The sequence below is a fragment of the Streptomyces sp. AA4 genome, assembly GCF_000158875.1.
Classification (GTDB): Bacteria; Actinomycetota; Actinomycetes; order Mycobacteriales; family Pseudonocardiaceae; genus Amycolatopsis.
In genome coordinates this window covers 49,623-66,354 of sequence record NZ_GG657749.1, presented here as the reverse complement: position 1 = coordinate 66,354, position 16,732 = coordinate 49,623, and the positions used below count along the sequence as shown (strand labels likewise).

25 protein-coding genes and 1 pseudogene are annotated in these 16,732 nt (G+C 70.3%); 22 read left to right on the top strand and 4 right to left on the bottom strand.

The window, feature by feature from the left end:
* From SSMG_RS42175 to SSMG_RS45900, 11 genes and pseudogenes are all read left to right on the top strand, one after another.
* The coding region (locus SSMG_RS42175; protein ID WP_286157114.1) for a hypothetical protein at positions 1 to 247 on the top strand (247 nt) is incomplete at its 5' end.
* Entirely contained in the window at positions 244 to 429 is a 186-nt protein-coding gene (locus SSMG_RS42170; RefSeq protein WP_009086714.1) for a hypothetical protein, read from the top strand. The genes SSMG_RS42175 and SSMG_RS42170, both read left to right, overlap by 4 nt.
* A gap of 32 nt (positions 430 to 461) precedes the next feature.
* Entirely contained in the window at positions 462 to 725 is a 264-nt protein-coding gene (locus SSMG_RS42165) for a hypothetical protein (RefSeq protein WP_037719571.1), read from the top strand.
* Positions 726 to 1,068: 343 nt separating this feature from the next.
* The gene (locus tag SSMG_RS42160; RefSeq protein ID WP_009086707.1) at positions 1,069 to 1,665 is read left to right on the top strand and encodes a hypothetical protein; all 597 of its coding nucleotides are present in this window, start codon (positions 1,069 to 1,071) and stop codon (positions 1,663 to 1,665) included.
* A 320-nt stretch (positions 1,666 to 1,985) separates the two neighbouring features.
* A complete protein-coding gene (locus tag SSMG_RS42155) occupies positions 1,986 to 2,423 on the top strand; it encodes a helix-turn-helix domain-containing protein (RefSeq protein ID WP_078561319.1) in 438 nt (145 codons plus the stop codon).
* Positions 2,424 to 2,484: 61 nt separating this feature from the next.
* Positions 2,485 to 3,084 (top strand): PIN domain-containing protein, encoded by a 600-nt coding sequence (locus SSMG_RS42150; protein ID WP_009086704.1) that lies wholly within the window; start codon positions 2,485 to 2,487, stop codon positions 3,082 to 3,084.
* Positions 3,085 to 3,535: 451 nt separating this feature from the next.
* On the top strand, positions 3,536 to 3,937 hold the full coding sequence (locus tag SSMG_RS44220) for an HIT family protein (RefSeq protein WP_234392925.1): 402 nt from the start codon (positions 3,536 to 3,538) through the stop codon (positions 3,935 to 3,937).
* Entirely contained in the window at positions 3,934 to 4,449 is a 516-nt protein-coding gene (locus SSMG_RS42140; protein WP_009086699.1) for a nucleoside 2-deoxyribosyltransferase domain-containing protein, read from the top strand. The genes SSMG_RS44220 and SSMG_RS42140 overlap by 4 nt, the downstream gene beginning before the upstream one ends.
* Positions 4,421 to 4,675: pseudogene (locus tag SSMG_RS44215) on the top strand (transposase); the annotation flags it as partial. The gene SSMG_RS42140 and the pseudogene SSMG_RS44215, both read left to right, overlap by 29 nt.
* Before the next feature lie 148 nt (positions 4,676 to 4,823).
* A complete protein-coding gene (locus tag SSMG_RS42130) occupies positions 4,824 to 5,552 on the top strand; it encodes an N-acetyltransferase (RefSeq protein WP_159396496.1) in 729 nt (242 codons plus the stop codon).
* Positions 5,553 to 5,591: 39 nt separating this feature from the next.
* Positions 5,592 to 5,756: a hypothetical protein gene (locus SSMG_RS45900; RefSeq protein ID WP_158688185.1), complete on the top strand. Its 165-nt coding sequence runs from the start codon at positions 5,592 to 5,594 to the stop codon at positions 5,754 to 5,756.
* 168 nt (positions 5,757 to 5,924) lie between these two features.
* On the opposite strand, the gene SSMG_RS42125 is transcribed toward SSMG_RS45900, so the two are convergent.
* The gene (locus SSMG_RS42125; RefSeq protein WP_009086690.1) at positions 5,925 to 6,707 is read right to left on the bottom strand and encodes a hypothetical protein; all 783 of its coding nucleotides are present in this window, start codon (positions 6,705 to 6,707) and stop codon (positions 5,925 to 5,927) included.
* Positions 6,708 to 6,811: 104 nt separating this feature from the next.
* Here SSMG_RS42125 and SSMG_RS42120 point away from each other — a divergent pair, with 104 nt between their 5' ends.
* On the top strand, positions 6,812 to 7,243 hold the full coding sequence (locus tag SSMG_RS42120; protein WP_009086688.1) for a hypothetical protein: 432 nt from the start codon (positions 6,812 to 6,814) through the stop codon (positions 7,241 to 7,243).
* Positions 7,244 to 7,254: 11 nt separating this feature from the next.
* Here the strand turns inward: SSMG_RS42120 and SSMG_RS42115 are convergent, their stop codons facing one another.
* Complete coding sequence (locus tag SSMG_RS42115; RefSeq protein ID WP_009086687.1) at positions 7,255 to 7,539, bottom strand: hypothetical protein; 285 nt, start codon at positions 7,537 to 7,539, stop codon at positions 7,255 to 7,257.
* The gene (locus tag SSMG_RS42110) at positions 7,539 to 8,609 is read right to left on the bottom strand and encodes a site-specific integrase (RefSeq protein WP_158688184.1); all 1,071 of its coding nucleotides are present in this window, start codon (positions 8,607 to 8,609) and stop codon (positions 7,539 to 7,541) included. The genes SSMG_RS42115 and SSMG_RS42110 overlap by 1 nt, the downstream gene beginning before the upstream one ends.
* A gap of 228 nt (positions 8,610 to 8,837) precedes the next feature.
* Here SSMG_RS42110 and SSMG_RS42105 point away from each other — a divergent pair, with 228 nt between their 5' ends.
* The 8 genes from SSMG_RS42105 to SSMG_RS42070 all read left to right on the top strand — a co-directional run bounded on the left by SSMG_RS42105 (position 8,838) and on the right by SSMG_RS42070 (position 13,830).
* Positions 8,838 to 9,026, top strand: a complete 189-nt coding sequence (locus tag SSMG_RS42105) for a hypothetical protein (RefSeq protein ID WP_037719565.1) — start codon at positions 8,838 to 8,840, stop codon at positions 9,024 to 9,026.
* 35 nt (positions 9,027 to 9,061) lie between these two features.
* Positions 9,062 to 9,352 carry a hypothetical protein gene (locus tag SSMG_RS42100; RefSeq protein ID WP_009086681.1) on the top strand — a complete coding sequence of 97 codons (291 nt, stop codon included), beginning with the start codon at positions 9,062 to 9,064 and terminating at the stop codon, positions 9,350 to 9,352.
* A 64-nt stretch (positions 9,353 to 9,416) separates the two neighbouring features.
* Complete coding sequence (locus tag SSMG_RS42095) at positions 9,417 to 10,319, top strand: NUDIX hydrolase (protein ID WP_009086678.1); 903 nt, start codon at positions 9,417 to 9,419, stop codon at positions 10,317 to 10,319.
* Positions 10,320 to 10,781: 462 nt separating this feature from the next.
* On the top strand, positions 10,782 to 11,294 hold the full coding sequence (locus SSMG_RS42090) for a hypothetical protein (protein ID WP_009086676.1): 513 nt from the start codon (positions 10,782 to 10,784) through the stop codon (positions 11,292 to 11,294).
* 169 nt (positions 11,295 to 11,463) lie between these two features.
* Positions 11,464 to 11,673 (top strand): hypothetical protein, encoded by a 210-nt coding sequence (locus tag SSMG_RS42085; RefSeq protein WP_009086674.1) that lies wholly within the window; start codon positions 11,464 to 11,466, stop codon positions 11,671 to 11,673.
* Positions 11,673 to 11,915 (top strand): hypothetical protein, encoded by a 243-nt coding sequence (locus SSMG_RS42080; RefSeq protein WP_037719561.1) that lies wholly within the window; start codon positions 11,673 to 11,675, stop codon positions 11,913 to 11,915. The genes SSMG_RS42085 and SSMG_RS42080 overlap by 1 nt, the downstream gene beginning before the upstream one ends.
* A 294-nt stretch (positions 11,916 to 12,209) precedes the next feature.
* The gene (locus SSMG_RS47510; RefSeq protein WP_009086670.1) at positions 12,210 to 13,352 is read left to right on the top strand and encodes a hypothetical protein; all 1,143 of its coding nucleotides are present in this window, start codon (positions 12,210 to 12,212) and stop codon (positions 13,350 to 13,352) included.
* Positions 13,353 to 13,431: 79 nt separating this feature from the next.
* Positions 13,432 to 13,830, top strand: a complete 399-nt coding sequence (locus tag SSMG_RS42070) for a hypothetical protein (RefSeq protein ID WP_009086669.1) — start codon at positions 13,432 to 13,434, stop codon at positions 13,828 to 13,830.
* Positions 13,831 to 13,944: 114 nt separating this feature from the next.
* Here the strand turns inward: SSMG_RS42070 and SSMG_RS42065 are convergent, their stop codons facing one another.
* Positions 13,945 to 14,313 carry a hypothetical protein gene (locus tag SSMG_RS42065; protein WP_037719559.1) on the bottom strand — a complete coding sequence of 123 codons (369 nt, stop codon included), beginning with the start codon at positions 14,311 to 14,313 and terminating at the stop codon, positions 13,945 to 13,947.
* Positions 14,314 to 14,594: 281 nt separating this feature from the next.
* Here SSMG_RS42065 and mobC point away from each other — a divergent pair, with 281 nt between their 5' ends.
* A complete protein-coding gene (gene mobC / locus SSMG_RS42060) occupies positions 14,595 to 14,975 on the top strand; it encodes a plasmid mobilization relaxosome protein MobC (RefSeq protein ID WP_158688183.1) in 381 nt (126 codons plus the stop codon).
* Entirely contained in the window at positions 14,965 to 16,731 is a 1,767-nt protein-coding gene (locus SSMG_RS42055) for a relaxase/mobilization nuclease domain-containing protein (RefSeq protein ID WP_009086663.1), read from the top strand. The genes mobC and SSMG_RS42055 overlap by 11 nt, the downstream gene beginning before the upstream one ends.
* Position 16,732 lies beyond the last annotated feature (1 nt).

Below are 16,732 nucleotides of genomic sequence, written 5' to 3'. Positions count from 1 at the left end.
CAGTCGCCGTCCCGGCCGGAGGTTCCCCGTTTCGCACGAGGAGGTTCCAGTGTCCACCATGACGACGCCGCCGCGGACGTGGCTAGCCGGTGTCGGCCCGGCGCCCGACAGCGACGAGGTGCGCGACGACCGGTGCTGGGTGTGGTCACGCGGCGCAGACGGCCGCTACCACGACCCGTCCGGCCGCCACCACGAAACCGCCGAAGGCCTGCACGCCCGCACGGACCTGGTCGAGGTGATCCGGTGATCCGCGCGAACGACGACGCCGCGATCGGCTGGGACGACGCGAAATGGCTGGTCGGCAACGGCAAAGCCAAGCGCAACCGGATCCCCGTACCGGTCCTGTGCTACGAGCCGCCGATCTACAGGTGCAGCCAGTGCGGGACTCCCTGCACCGGCGTCATGTGCCTGTCCTGCACCACGCAGTAAGCCCGGACCGGCAGCCGCGGAGGCGATCAGCGATGACGGAGCTGTCCAGCTGGGAGACCGACGACGGCGCCTGGCACGTCCTCGGCGCGGGCGACGCGGCGACCGTGCAGCGCGTCCTGGCCGAGCACGCCGAGCTGACCGGCACCGAGGCTCCGCAGGTGCGCGAGACCGAGCTCGAGCGCCGCTGGATCCGCCGCACCAGCGGCGACCCGTGCGTGTTCGTCCGGTGCCGCTCGACCGACGCCGGTGCGCAGCTGCTGACGACCTGGACACCAGCAACGGGCGGAGGGAGGTGAACGCCATGCTGCGGTGCGACCCGGCGAACGGAGACGGCCACTACTTCGTGAAGTCCAATGTGGATCCGACCGTGTGGGTGTGCTGCAAGGACGGTTGCGGCGCAACGCAAAGCCGCTGACAAGACCGAAAACATCCGAGAGACCAGGCGGACGGGCCAGGGCTTAGCTGGCCCGTCCGCCTTGCAGCCTACGGGCATCCGGGCCGGGCTGCGGCAGGATGCGGCCCGCAGGCGGGCGGCGGGACGCGTTCGCCCGGGCGGCGCCCGCCGCGTCCAGCCCGAATATCGTCATGGCATGCCAGGGCAGCACGTCCTCGGCAGGCCGACCATGAAAGGCAACAGCGATGAGCAGCAGGAACGCCGCCGGCGTCCGGTACGCCGGGCGCGACGAGCTGGACCAGGCCGCCGCGCGGCTGTGGGCCGCAGTCCAGGCACTGCACCCCGAGCTGCCCGTCACCGCGCCGCCGATCAACGCCCACTACCCCGCCGAGCCCCTGCCGAAAACCGCGCCAGCGGTGGCCGTGTCGGTGCTGCGCGAAGCCGCCCGCACCCTCGCGGACGTGCGGGGCGAGGAGGTCGTGCGCCGAGGAGGCCGCTACCACAACAAACGCTTCGCCGAGCTCGCCGCCGAGGTGGGCCTGCGCGCCGAGACGGACCCGACCAAGCCGGTGGAGCAGACCGGCGGTTTCGCCGTGCTCAGCCTGCCCGACGACGCGAAGGAGGCCTACCGCGAGGAGATCGAGGGAATCCGGGCCGTGCTGCAGGCACATCCGGTTCCCGACATCGAGCCGCGGGCACCCCGGTTGACGTCAGGAGGGGCGAAGCTGCGCGCCGAGTGCAGCTGCACACCCCCGCGCAAGATCTATGCCAGCAAACGCGAACTCGCCAGGGGCGGCATCGTGTGCACGTGGTGCGGGAAGCCGTTCGTTTCCGTCTCCTAGCTCGCCGTTCCCTGCCCGGGCCTCCTGCTCCGCATCGTCGACGGCACCAACCAGCGCGCCCGCGCATGTATAACGACCTATACGGCTCGTCGTGAAGGGACACCCCGTCACGGGCAGCCAGAGCAAAGGAACCGAACTCGTGAAGAGTCCTCAAGCTCAGCTGACGGTTGGAGAAGCATTTCGAGGCGGCGGTGTGACCTGACCCCGTTCGCGGTTGCCCTGACCAGGGTGCACGTGGTCTCATGGACACATGTTGCAGTTACAAGTGCACGGTTGTGCGGTTGTTGCTGCACGCGGTGAGTGGTGAGGAGTGATGACCCGTGTCGACAACGCTGGCGGGAGCGAACGACCGTGCCGTCCTGATGACCGACGAGCGCGATCAGCGGCAGGCCGCTGAGGTGGTGCGCCGCCTGCCCGCGAAAGGCAGGGCGCTGTTCCGCGCGGAGGCGTCCGGGTCCGCGGTCGAGGTGCCGCCCGAGCTGTCGGCGATCATCGCGCAGGTGGTGCAGGCGGTGGCGGCCGGGCGTGCGGTGACGGTCAGTTCGCTGCCCGAGGAGCTGACGACCACCGAGGCGGCCAAGATCCTCGGCATTTCGCGGCCGACGCTGATGCGCAAAATCGACGCCGGCGAGATCCCTGCGCGCAAGGTCGGCACGCACACCCGGCTGCGGACGCGTGACGTGCTCGCCGAGCGGAGCGCACGGCGGCAACGGCAGCTGGCCGCGTTCGATGAACTGCGCGCCCTGGAAGACGACTGACCCCACCGGCTCGCGCGGCCAGGATGCACCGTCCGCGCGAGCCGGTGGATAGCCTGGCGAGGTGGCCGCCCTGCGAGTGTTCGTCGACGCCAACGTGCTCTACTCCCGGACCCTGCGCGACTGGCTGTGCCTGCTGCAGCTGGGCGCGCCCGGCGAGATCTACACCGTCTACTGGAGCGAGCACGTGCTCGCCGAAACGATCTACCACCTGCTCAAGAACCACCCCGAATGGGAAGGCGGCCGGATCACGGCGATCCGCGATCGCATCACGAACGTGTTCGAGGGCGGCCGGGTCGAAGACTTCACCGTCGACGGCTCGTTCCCCGGCACCGACCTCGACGACCGGCACGTGCACGCCGCGGCACTGGCCTGCAGCGCCGACATCGTGCTTAGCGACGACGGCGGCTTCACCGTTGACGACGAAGCCGCTGCGCAGCTGCCCTACGAGGTCCACCACCCGGACGAATTCTTCGTCCTGGTCGACGACAGCGTCCCTGACCGCGTCGCGCAGGTCACCCGCTGCCAAACCCTCTACTGGCGCGACCGGTCCCCGGACGGACGCGCCGACCTCGCGACCGCGCTGATCAACGCGTCCTGCCCCGAATTCGCAGAACGCGTGCGCGTCCACCAGAGCCAGCTGTCGTTGCCGCCTGCCGACTGACTGCTCGGCGTCGGAGACGCGCCGCTGCGGTGAAGAGCCCGCCGGCCGGTACAGCCGCCGCTGCGGCTTCCGGAGGGCGAGGCGGCTCGGCGGCGGTTCCTCGAGTTCGGCTGCCAGCCCGGCGATGCCTTTGCGCCCGAAGGCGAACGCACCGAAGAGGATCGCCGCGATAGTTGCGCGCAGCAGCGTGGCGGCGAACGGGCTGGCGTCGATCACCGCGGCGTGCGCGCACTCGCCCGCCGCGATCGCGCCACGGGGACGAGAGCAGCGGACAGGCCGCGCAGGGCGAGGCCGAGGGCCTGCCAGGCATTACCGCACTGTCCCCGGCAGGCCTGCCGTCCCGCGACGGTTCGGATCACGAGCCGCGAGCGTCTCCCGTTTCCTGTTGTCCGGTCGGAAGCCACTGGGAAACACCTGTCCTGATGCCGTGCACGCCGCCGATGCTGAGTCCATGACTACTTCCGCACTGCGGTTTTGCCCGTTCTGCCCCGCCGCTCCCGGCGGAGATCCGTCCGAAGTGGACCCGGCCGACATCGTGCGGCGCTGGGCCTCGGCGACCGCGTTCTACCCGCGACGGCGCATCATCCCCGGCCACGTGATCGTCGCTCCGCACGCTCACGTCGAGTCGGGCCATCGAGACCCGGTCGTCACCGGCTACGCCGCGGCGTGCGCGGCCGAGCTGGCCGACCAGCTCGGCTATCGCCAATACAACTTGATCCAGTCCTCGGGCCCGTGCGCGACACAAACCGTGCCGCACCTGCACTGGCACCTGGTGCCCCGCTCCCCCGGCGACGGGCTGTCGCTGCCGTGGACGCCAAGCCAGCAGCGGGAGCGGGCGGAGGCGGCGGCATGATCCGGCTCGTGCAGGCTCGCGAACCGCTCCCCGGTCCGGACGAGCCGAGCGTGTTCCTCGCCGGGCCGACCGCGGTCTCCGGCGGACCCGTGCCCTCGTGGCGGCCCGACGCCGTCGACCTGTTCGGTCGGCTCTGGCGCCAGCCGGAACCGCTGGCGGTGATGACACCGGAGAACCCCGTCCGCGCCCGCAGGTACATAAACCAGTTCACCTGGGAAAACGCGTCCAGGAAGCACGCGAAGGCGATCATGTACTGGATCCCGCGAGACATGGTGTCGTTGCCAGGGATGACCACGAACGTCGAGTTCGGCTACGACGTCGCGGCAGGCCGGACCGTCGTGCTCGGCTGTCCCCCGGACTGCCCCGATCCCCGACGGAACAAGTACCTGGTGCACCTGGCCCGCGCGCACGGAGTGCCGGTGCGCACCACACTTCGGGACACGGTGGAAACAGCGGCCAGGCTGGTAATCGAGCAGCTCGCAACGCAGCTCCGGCACGTCAATCAGAGGTGAGCATCCGGCTCGAACCGGCAACCGCCAGCTGAAACGAGCGTTCTTCCTGGCCGCGTTCGCCGCCTTGTCCGATCCGACCAGCCGGGCCTACTACGACCGCAAACGAGCCGAAGGCAAGAAACACAACGCCGCCCTCATCTGCCTCGCCCGCCGCCGCTGCGACGTCCTCTACGCCATGCTCCGCAACCGCACCCACTACCGGCACCCCACGCCCACCGCGGCTTGACAACCACATAGGGACACCCCCGCGGGAATTCCCGGGGCTGCGGGCTGATGGGCCTGTCCGGTGATGTTGACCGGCGCGCCGGGCCGTGTTCTCGCCGCGGCGGGCGCGCGCTGGAAGCATCGTCGCGGTGAGCGGAAATGCGTCGAAGTTGACTGAGCGGAAGCTGATCAAGGGCTCGACGACCAGAGCGCCGGGAGTGGTGATCCGGCTGGCCGGAGCCGACGATGTCGCGGCGGTCGAGCGGATGGCCCCGGTCGCGGGGACCACGCTGGGCGAGGTGCTGGCGGAGGCGATCCGGTCCGGGGCGATGGGATCGGCGCACCGCGCGGCACTCGCGGCCGGCGGCGGCGACCGCGGTCGGGAGGCGTTCACGCACGCGATCGCGCGGGCTGCCGCCGAGCACGACCAGTTCCATGCGTACGCGGTCGCCGCGGTGGTGTTGGTCGCCGCGCATCGCGACCACGGCGTGGTCGGCGCCGAGATCGTGTTCCCGCCCGTGCACGTGGCCGAAAACTACGTGACGTACGCCCGCAACGCCGGAGCCAACTCCCGGGAGCAGGGCAAGCTCCTGGCCGTCGGCGCGGTCGGCCTGGCGAAGGTGTCGGCGCTGGTCGTCGACGAGTCGCACCGCGGCCGCGGCCTCGGCGCCGCGCTGCTGGGCCAGGCCAGGAGAATCTTCTTCGCGCACGGCTACCCGCTGGTCTACGGCCAGATCCCCGCCGACCGGCCCGACCTGGCGGGCTTCTACCAGTGCCAGGGGTTCGAGGTCCGCAGGCCCGAGGACCGCCTGGACCTGGAGACGGTGTTCGGCATCCCCGGCGGCATCCGCCCCGACCGGGGAGAACGGTTCTTCGTCTGCTGGAACCCGCACCTCTGACGCCAGCGCCGAGGCGGTCGCTGGTCGGGGCTGGTGTTCATGTGTTCCGAGGCGGACGAAGCAGCCGCGTACCTGCTGTGCCGGATGGAATCCGAACACCGCGACGACGAACTCGGCATGGCCCGCAGGCGCGTGGCCGAACTGCTGCAGCTCGGCGTTCCGGCCGAGGTCGCGCAGCGCGCCGCCCTGCTGGCCCGGGTCTGAGACCAGACCCTGTACGTCGGACCTGGTCAGCACCGTGGAGCGCGGAAGGAACGGCCTGCCCGTTTTCTTCCTGGGCGCGGCCGGTGGTGCGCGTCCCGGCACGCACGGCAGTGCCCGCCGCGCTTGACGCCGCGTGGGCCGGACAGCGGCCGGGGCCCTTGGGCGGGGTCAGTAGGTGTAGGAGGCGAGCAGGCTGTCGATGCTGTCGGCGCGGTCGCCGTAGATCGCGATGTGCCATTCGACGGTGAGCCTGCGGTAGGCGGCGAACGCGTCGGCGTCCAGGTCGACGGGCCGGTCGGCGCTGGCGTCGATCGCGGCCAGCAGGGTCGCGGTATCGGCGGCCGGGCTGGTGCCGGCGGTGTCTGCGACCGGGGTCAGGCGGGCTTCGGGGTCGTAGAGCCGCGCGGGCCGGTGGCGCTCGGAGGGCGTGCCGGCGATCGCGAGCCTCAGGATCCGCGTCGCGGTCCGCCAGGCCGACAGCGACGCGTCGAGGTCGCCGTCCTCGTCCTGCTCGAATCGCCGCCACTCCGCCGCGAACTCGGCGACCTCCTGGAGCGAGGGGAGCCGGTCCTCCGGTGCGGTGGCCTCGGCCTGGTCCACCAGGGCGGCCGCGGCCGCCAGCCGTTCCAGCTGCGTGCGGGTCGCGGTGGCGATGTGGACGCCCATGTGCCCGGTGCGGTCGCAGGCCAGGGCGATCGCGGCGTCTTCGCGGCGGTGGTCGCCGATCGCGAAGTGGTCGAAGCGCGGGTCGTGCAGCAGGATCGCGTCCAGCGCGGCCTCCAGCTCCGGGGCGATCAGCTGGCCGGGAAGCTGCCACGGGTCGCCCTCGCCGCGCTGGGCGGGATCGTTCGCGTGCCGCAGCGACCCGGCGAACTCGATCGCCTGGCCCAGCACGCCGTGCAGGTCCATGTGGTCCGGGACGAGCACCCGCACCGTCTCGGCGGCGCCCACCTCAGTACTCCTCGCTGCTCACGAACCATAACCGTAGACCCGGCGGCAAGCCCTTCGCCGACACCGACGCCTGCGGCGGTGCGGGGTGGGCGCATGCTGTTGGTGTGCGGACGCGGGATGTGCGTGTCGGCGACACCTACGTGGTCGAGGTGCCGCATTCCTTGCCGATGTCCCGGTATCCGGCGAGGGACGAGGCCGGGGGCTTTGCGGAGTGGTGGCGGCTGCAGACGTTGCGCGGCGGGCGGTTCCGGCTGACCGTGACCGAAATCGACGCCGCGGCTGCGCCGCCGATGGCCGAGGGGATCCGGGTGGTGTCCCGGTCCTGGGTGAGGGTGGATTTGACCCTCGAACAGGCGGAGCAGCTGGGGCTGCCGCCGGGCGAGTACTCGGTCGACGGGCTGCTGCGCGACGCCGCCGGTCGTACGGTCGAGCTGCCCGAGGTGTCGCCGGTGCGGGTGCCGGTCCGCTGGCTGCGTCCCGGCGACTTCGAGCGGACGCCCCCGACCCATCGCGATCTCGACAGGCTGGGGTGGTAGGCGGTTTCGGGCTACGGCTGGTCGTGTCCTGGTTTTTCGTCCCAGTAGGACGAGGACGTCGGGCGTTCGCCTTTGAGCCAGGCGGTGTCTTCCCTCATCGAGCTGGCCAGGCCGTCCGGGTTGAGCACGGTGAACACCATGTCCGTGAACTCTTTCCGCGCCTGCTGGTCGGCGGCGGACATACCGCGCTTTTCCTTGCGTGCCCAGTATTCCTGCTCGCGTTCCAGACGCGGCAGCAGTTCGTTGCGAGTAAGGGCGTTGAGATCTTCCCGGGTCAATCGCTGGAATCGGGCCATCAGGCGGTGCCTTTCCGGGTCGGCGTGGGCGGGTATGCCATGCGGGCGGCGAGTTCGTCGGCGCTTGGCGGCCGGGTGCTGCGGCGGGCGTCGATGTCGTCGAGGCGGCGGTGGGTGCCTTCCTTGCTGGGCTTCAGGTAGCGCTGGAGGGTTCGGCGGTCCTCGTGGCCGGAGAGGTTCATCAGGTCGGCTTCGGTGGCGCCGTCTTCGCCGGCGTGGGTGAGGCGGGAGTGGCGCAGGTCGTGCAGGTCCCAGCCGCCGGTCGCGGCGCCGAGGCGACGTTCGGCGGTACGGTAGGTCATGCGCCGGCGGCGGCTGACGGGGTCGACGTCGCGGGCGGGGACGGTGCCGTCGTCGGGTGCGCGGCGGGCGGACAGGAAGATCGGGCCGGTGGTGCGGCGGCCGAGGAGCTGGCCGAGCATGCGGGCGGTGCGGACGTCGTAGAGCAGGTCGTCGGCTTTGCCGCCCTTGCGGATCGTGCGGGCGCGGCGGTTGGCCCGGTCCAGGTCCTCGATGTCGAGGGCGAGCACTTCCTCGGCGCGGGCGGCCGTGGAGTACAGCATCGACCACAGCGTCCGGTCCTCCAGGGACCGGCGTTTGTCGGCGACGAGCCGGTCGATCTGCTCGCGGTCGCGGACGCGGGTGTCGTCGGGCTTGGGCTGGTGCTCCCGGTCGAGCCCGGCCAGCACCGCGGCCGCGTCCTCGATCCACTCCTGCTCGTCGAAGTAGGCGAGCGCCGAGGCGACGGCGGCGCGGCGGGCATTGAACGTCGACGGGGCCTTGTCTCCCCATGCGGTCCGGATGTTGGCGTGCAGCCGGTCGCGGCCGCCGCCGTCGAGTTCGCCGAGGCCGGCGATCCCGGCGAACGCCCTCGGCAGGGCGGTGGTGTAGGAGCGGACGGTCTCGGGCGAGGTGATCCGGCCCGACCGGCCGCGCCGGTTGGCCAGGTGCCGCAGGAACGAGGCGAGCGCGTCCGCGGTCGGCACGCCGTCCGCCGACGGGTCCGCCACGGCGGTCAGGAGCGTTCCGGCGGCCATCGGGCGGCCCGCCTCCTCAATGTCAGATAACACGCGCGAAAGGGGTGCGGCCCGCGCGGACGTTCCCGCAGGAGCCGAAACCCAGCTTGTCAGATAATACGTCATTATCTGACAAATACACAGGCCATCGCTCCGAGCTGCATGGTGAGCACTCTCTGTGTTCTGGGCAGATCCATGACAATGCTCGTCCAAAAAAACAAGTCACACGGAACGTGTGACAACATCGGATTGTCAGGATTCCCGCCCGGAAAGAAGGACCTCATGGCGAAACCGCAGCAGCAGAAATGCCTCAACGACCACCCCGCGACGAGCGAGGGCTATTGCACTCATTCCGGCTGCACCTACTCCGCCAGCAACCGCAACCAGGCGGTAGGCGGGAAGAACCAGGGACCGGCCTACGAGGTCCCGGAGTACCCGCCGGGAAACCCGTACACCCGGCTGTCTGACTGAGCGGTCCTTCGCGCCGGTGTCGGTACGGTTCGTGCATGACCGTTCCCGACGAGTCTCGCGGACCTGAACCGCTGCCCCGGACCGACGCTGACGACGGCGAGGAGACGCGACGCGCCGAGCACGGCCTCATCGGAACTCGCGCCCTCGCCGAGCAGTACGGCATCACCCCGGACAGCGTGCGCCATCTGATGGCCGACTACGGCGTGCGCGAGGTCCGCGGCTACCCGCGCGAGGCCGCGCTCGCCGTCCAGGCGCAGCGGCCCGGTCGACGGCCCGGCCCCGGCCGAGGGCACCGACGCCCCGAACCCGACGATCGCCAGACCTGACCGCAGGTTCCCCGGGCCACCGTCAAGAACTCGCCCGGGGAACCTGCGAGGAAGGGTCACCGCAGTGACGATCGACGAAGACGCCCGGCGGCTGCCGGACGAGAACCGCTGGGGACAGGGGTACGGCCGCGACTACACCCCGGCCGACCTCGACGAGATCGCCGGCAATCTCGCCGGCCCGCCGCAGCCCGGCTACCGTCGCCGGCTGCACGCCGACACCCCGGGATGGTCCCCCGCCGTGGCGGGCCGGGCGCACGTCCCGCCCGGCTACGACGCGCTGCGCCACCCCAACCGCGACGGCGTCGACCCGGACGCGCTCGACCCGGAGTTCCCCACGCAGGACGATCCGACCGTCATGGTCGAACCGGGGCTGCAGCGGCACTTCCGCGACCGCGGCTGGGCGTTGGACCAGCACGGCCGCCCGCTGCACCCGCTTCACCCGCAGCTGCTGGCCGACCCCCGGATCGGGCTGCCCGCCGGACTCGGCTACGCCTACTGGTACGGCGAGGCGGTCGTCGCGGACGCCGTCGTCACGACCGCCGGCGGAGACGTCCTGCTGACCAGCCGCGACACCGACAGGGGCCGGATTCCCTGTCTGCCCGGCGGCTACGCGATCCCCGCCGACGCCGGCCGCACTCCTGCCGACTGGCGGCACGGGCTGCGCCCGCTCGCCCGCGACTCGATCATCGCGGCCGCAGCACGCAAAACCCGCGCCGAAACGGGCCTCGTCGTCGCCAAAAACGAGCCCGCGACGATCATCCGCGCCATCCGCCCGATCAGCCGGCCGCACACCCTGCACGCATGGACCTGCACCTACACCGTCCGCATCGACCTCGCGGCCACGAGCAGGCCGCCGCTGGCCCCGTCCGTCGACGCACGCTGGGTGTCCGTCGACGACCTCCACGAGCAGGTGCTCGGACGGATGTGGCCTGACCATCGGCGAGCAATCCTCGCCGCCGTCGAATAACAGGACTCCGAGGACACCACGCGAGGGACGGGCTCACCGTCAGGATTTCAGGTCAACTGACCCTGACGGCGGCCCGCTTGACGATGTTCGTCGTGCTGGTGTTGAGCATTGCGGGCCTGCACCTGCACTGACGTCGCCCCGGGTTGGCGGTCCTTTGCGGCCGGCCACCCTCATTCATGCTACCGGCGGCGGAGAGGCATAAAACAAGTCCCCGCCCGGAGGGGGGCGGGGACTTCGCCGCGAAACTTGTCAGTACAGAACATCGGGAACCACCCCGAGCCCGCGCGGCACGCACAAGCATAGCCACCGCCAGGAGGGCCGCAGGCCGCACCGCGGGAGGTCCGCCGACGGGCCGAGACGGGCGCGAAAACCGACGCGCCTCTCGCGGCGTCTGACTATGTACGCTAATCTGACCATGTCCATGCGAGGCGGCCCCGGCGGGGCGCGTGAAAGGAGTGCGTCGTGAGCGAGGACCAGGACGTCGGGCGCAAGGCCGCGCCGAGACGGAGGGCTCCGCGCAAACCGCAGGTGCCGTCGCCCGGGCACACGCGCATCGCGTGGTACTGGAGGCTGCCGGACTTCGACGACGCGCGCGCGGCCTACCTGGCCGACTGGCAGTGCGACGAGCGCGAGCGGATCCGCGGACCGGAGAAGTTCGCATCCTGGATCGGGAGAGCACTTTCCCGCTTCGCGCAGCTCACCCCGCAGGAGCGCGCCGCTCGGGTCGAGCGGCCGCCGGCGGAGGGCGTCAAAGGCGGAAGCCGCAGCTTCGAGGTCCCCGACGAGGACCTGGCGGCGATGCGCAAGGCGATGCGCGAGGACCGGGAAGCCGGGCTGTGGACGTCGGACAGCGGATGGGTCGCCGGCGCGGTCGCCACGGCCGTCGAAGCCGCGCGCAAGCGCGCCGGCGGCACGCTGCCCACCCCGCCGGCCAAGCTCGCCAGCAGCTACCGGCACCGGTTCGACGAGTCGTAGTTCGCACTGACAGCGGGGAGCGCGACCGGAGTGGTGTCCGGACCGCGCTCCCCGCACGTATTCCGGCCGACGCACGCCACGCGCTTGCGCATGACTGAACATGTCCGCTAACCTGAACATGTCAGTACGGAACAGGGGCCCACCACCCCGACGCAAGGAGAGATGCACGATGAACTTGAGCGACATCCCGACCCGGCCCGCAGCGATCGTGACGGTCGACGCGGACTGCGAGCAGTACCCCGACATCATCGCGGGCACCTGGTCGCCCGGCGACGTGATCGCCTGCCCCGACTGCCAGACCTCGCACACTGTCACGGGCGTGACCGTCGTCGCGATCATCGACGCCGCCGAGGTTCCCGCGACGGGCGAGGGGGAATGATGGAATACCGCGTGATCGTCGCCGAAACAGTGCTGCACTCCGTGCCGGTCCACGTCGACGGGCCCGACAGCTGGGAAGCGCGGACGGCGGCCGAGGCCGACGCGGTCGAGGCGCTCGCCGAGGCGGGAGGCGAGTACTTCCTGTCCGTCCAGGACCCCACCGTGCTCCGCGTCGCCCCGGTCGGGACAGAGGCCGGACACGCCTCCGCGCGGCAGGTCCCGACGGCCGTCCGGGCGCGCTAAATCGCACGTCGCAGGCTCCCGCGCCCTGGCACGCGGGAGCCTGCGCATCGCCGCGCATCCCCGGAGCGGACGCAGTGCCGGCTGGCTGGCAAAACCGCGCGCGGAAAAACCCAAAAAGACGGCGGGGACGAAGAAAAACAAGGCCGCCCGATCGGCGGACGCGACCTGCGCGCCGCGATCTTCCCGGACATTTTCGCCAAGACGATTGCGCATGACTGAACAGGTACGCTAGACTGAACATGTCAGTACAGAACAGGGGCTCACCACCCCGAATCCGACCCGAAAGGGAACGACATGTCGGACGTCATCACCACCGCCTCGAACACCGACCTCGCCGCGATCGCCGCGCTGCTGCAGCAGCAGCGCGCACAGCGACTGGACGTCGTCGCCCCGGCGGCTGCGATCCGCGCCGAGGGCGGCCGCCTGGTCGTGCGCGACGCGGGCGAGCCGGTGCTCTCGCTGGACGGGGTCACCACCCGGGACGCCGCCCTCACTCCGAACGCCGTTGCCGACGCGGAGATCGCGGACAAGCTCGGCATCCCCACCCCGTACGTGCGCCGCCTCCGCGAGGACCACGCCGAGCTGTGGGACGCCAACGTCAACGGGTGGCTGCAGCGGGACGAGCGCTCGTTCCTCGTGCGGGGCCTTACCGACGGCTCGGAGGGCGACGGCATCGCGCGCGCGTTCCTGTCCGACCAGTACCGGATCGTCGACAATCTCGACGTGCTGCTCGCGACGCTCGAAGGCCTGCGCTCCACCGGGATCGACGCGAACGTGACCGGCGCGGACCTGTCGGAAAAGCGGATGTACGTGCGCGTCAGCTCGCCTGCTGTCGCGGCCGCTGCGCCGCAGCTGCTGGCCGACTACCGCTCGCCCTTCACCGGCGACCGGGGCGCGGACAACCCGCTGGTATTCGCGGGATTCGTCATCACCAACTCCGAGGTTGGACACGGGGCGTTCACGATCACCCCGCGCCTGGAAATCCAGGTGTGCCAGAACGGCATGACGATGCAGCGCGACGCGCTGCGGTCCCCGCACCTGGGCGGCCGCATGGACCACGGCCAGATCCGGTTCAGCGACGCTACCCAGCGCAAGAACCTGGAACTCGTGAAATCGCAGACCGTCGACGCCGTGCGCACGCTCCTGGACGCCGATTACCTGGCCAAGGTGATCGCCGAGATGACCGATAAGGCAGCCACCGAGGTGACCGCCCCGTCGGACACCGTTGAGCGCGTCAAGACCGAGCTGCGTTACACCGACGCGCAGCGCGACGAGATCCTGTCGCACTTCCTCAAGGGCGGCGACCCGACCGCCGGAGGGGTCATGCACGCGGTCACCAGCGCCGCCCAGGTCATCCGCGACCGCGACGCCGACAAGGCCCACGAGATGGAAACCCACGCCGTGCGCGCGCTCGAAATCGCCGCGGCCGCCCACTGACCGAAGACCGGAGCCCGGGGCGGGGCAGCACCGCCCCGGGCTCCGGTTCCTTGTCGCTCCGAAAGGACAACTGTTCACCATGACCACGACGGAAAACCGCTTCGTCATCGGCGAATTCGTCCGCATCACCTCCGGCGCACTCGCCGGCCAAACCGGAACGGTCGTCGCCACCGAAACCGACGCTCACGGCAACACCCTGTACGCCCTCGCCCCACGGCGAGTGGTCATTGACCGCCGGCGACTTGTCACCGGCGACCTGCTAGAGCACGCCACCAGCGTCTCATTGGCAGAGGTGCAGCACACCCTGCAGGCTCTGGGCGATGCCGTCACGCGCGACGACGTCCAGGCCTACCGGCGCGCACTCGCCGTCGCGCGGCAGCAGGGGCTCACCAACGAACAGATCACCGACGCCCACACTTGGCGCGACCGCAAACGAGATCGGCCCGCCTCGTTCGGACCGGACGGCGGAATCCGATAACCCGCCGCCAACGAAAAATGTGTAGGGCCCGCCCGAGACAAACTCGGGCGGGCCCTACGCGTCGTGTACGCGGCCCGCCGCACGACGACGCAGCACTGAGCGGAGCGGCACTACCTACTGAGCGGAGGATTCCGCATCGCCGGCTGCCGGGTCCGTCGCGGCTTGCGCGGGTTCCCGCTCAGTCGACGCGTCGCGCTTTTTGGTGGACGCGTCGCGCTTTTTGGTGGCCGATCCACGGCGAGACGCTGCCGTCCGGGGCCGCCCGCCACGTCGTGAGCCGGGCTGCTCGATCCCGAGCTTTCGCAATTCGTCGACAGTCCATCCCGCTTTGGTCGCCGCCGTCCAGGCGTCCGCGAGCTTGCTTTCGGCAGCGCGCAGCGCGTCACGCGCCGACGACGCTTCCTGCGCGTACTTCTCCAGGTCTCGAATGCTTCCGAGCCGTTCCTGCAGCAGTGCTTGGGCGCGGTCCGTGATCGTGTCCATGCCCGCAGTGTAGGCGACTTGATGCGTCAAGTCCCGTACTGATTTCCCCCGTCCTTGCCGATGGGTTTCGGTGACCGAGTGCATTTCCGGAGGAAAAGGCACTCCACGCCTTCGGCGGGAGCAAGCTATAGGGTAGGGTGCCCCTAAGTGCGGGTCACCCTGATCATGCACCTCGCCCGTCCAAGGTGGCCGGCCGAGTAGACCCACTCGTGCGCAGCACGAGGAAACCCATCAGGAGGTGTGCTGCAATGGGTGAACGGGGAGGCTCGTACCGTCGTCGGATGGTCGGTCAGCGACGTGACAAGCGGACCGTCATTAAACACACTGACGAAGAGTGGGCGCGGGTCGCGGCCATGGCGGAAGTGCAGGGCGTCAGCGTCGCAAGGCTGTACGAGCGGGCGCTGTGGGCCGGCGACGCTGTCGCCGCGGCGAAGATGTCGCAGATCTACGCCGAACTGGTGATGGCTCAGCGTCTGCTGATCGGCGTCGCGACGAACGTCAATCAGATGGCGGCCGTCGCGAACTCGACCGGGGAGCTGCCTGCTGCCGCGCAGTTGGAGGGCGCACTGGCACTCGTACAGCGGCAAGTCGAGCGCATCGGCGAGCTGCGGCACGACCTGCCGGGCGGAGAGCTGTTCAGGAGCGTGAAGCGTGACCGGTGAACCGTCGACCATGGTCGCGCACGTCGCCGAAGGCGGTCGGGACATGCCCGGCTTGATGAAGTACCTCTACGGACCCGGTAAGGCGAACGAACATCGCGACCAGCACATGGTGGCCGGATCCCCCGGGCTGGCCCTTGCCTGGCCGGGCGCTCTCGCCGTCGACGAAGCACGCGAGCTTGGACATTTCGTCGAGTCATCGTGGCGCGCCGCGTACATGGAACAGATGGCCGAAGCCGGAATGCCGGTGCGCGGCGTATCGCGCACCGCGCGCGGCAGTGAACCGGGCGTCGTCGACGTATTCGGAAACGACGTGGTCGGTCCTGAGCACGTCTATCATCTGATCGTTTCGCTCCCGCCGGACAACGCCTGGACCGATGAGCAGTGGGCTACCGTCGCCCAGGAGTTCGTCAGCGGAATGGGGTTCAGCGACGGACCCGAGGACGACCAGGGCTGCCGGTGGGTGGCGATGCGCCACGGCCTGTCGGTGAACGGAAACGAGCACATGCACATCGCGGTGAACCTCGTCCGCCAGGACGGGCGCTGGGCTGAGCTGCCCCACCGCACCGACCGCAACGGCAATCGCCACCGAAACGACTTCGCACTGGTTCAGCGCGTGCGTCGAGAGATCGAAGAGCGTCACGACTTCGTCACCCCGCTGCACGACCAGGGTCGTTCCGGCCGATCGCTTCCCGCGTACACGATGGCCGAGCACCAGATGTCCCGGCAGCGCGCCGAGCAGACCGGAAAAGAGGTCCCCGACCGCGTCCTCGTTCGACAGCTTGTGCGTGCAGCGGCTGCCATGTCGACGACCGAGGTCGAGTTCATCAACGCTGTCCTCGACGGTGCTGTCGGCGTCGAGCTCGACGTCGCGCGATGGGCTCCCGGCGGGCACGACACGGTGACCGGGTACAAGATCCGCATCGGCGATGGGACCTGGCTTTCGCCCACTCATTTCGACCCGGAGATGACCCTGGGCAAACTGCGTGCGCAGTGGGAGCCGAACGAGACTGCGCAGACGCGCGCGCAAGCGCTGGCGCTGTGGCGCGGAGACGCCGCACCGGAGGATTCGACGCCGGTGGCGGAGGGCGATGTCGAGGAACAAGTTCGTGCTGCGGTCGTGGAGCTGGACGCGTGGAACGGCGACCTCGAAAGGCTGTCCTCCGACTCCGCGGAGTGGCGTCGTCACGAGCGGGACGCAGCCGGTTTTCTCTCCGTGTTCTCCCGAATCGACGGGCCGACCGGGGAATCGTTCGCGGTCGCTGCCGATGCACTCATCCGGCACACCGTCGACGCCCCACCGACACTGCCGGCGATGCCGCAACCTCGCGGACAGGACGGCGCACCTGCGCAACAGTTTGGGCCGACCCGTGCGGAGCTCGCGGCGCGGCATGCTGCGACCGCGTTGCGCGCGAGCTCGCCGGATCATCACCGCGGATGGCTCGCAGTCCTCGCCCAAGTGCAGCGCACCGTGACCGCCGTCCACGCGGCGAGCGCCGCACGGCAAGAGCTGGCGGCCGCGCGCGCCCTGCACACCAACGCCGTTGCAGTCCTCGAACACGTAACGAGCGACCTGCAGCACACAGTGCCGGACCGTGCGGCGTTCACGCCCGAGGCGACTGACGCGGCGTCGATGGCGCGTGTTGCGACAGGACGCGCCACGACCGCACCGGGCGCGACGGTCGCCAAGGCGTCGCCGATTCGACCTGCTGGTGCGGCGAAGCCGGCGCCGGACGAACGGCGCGGCCGGACTCGCTGAA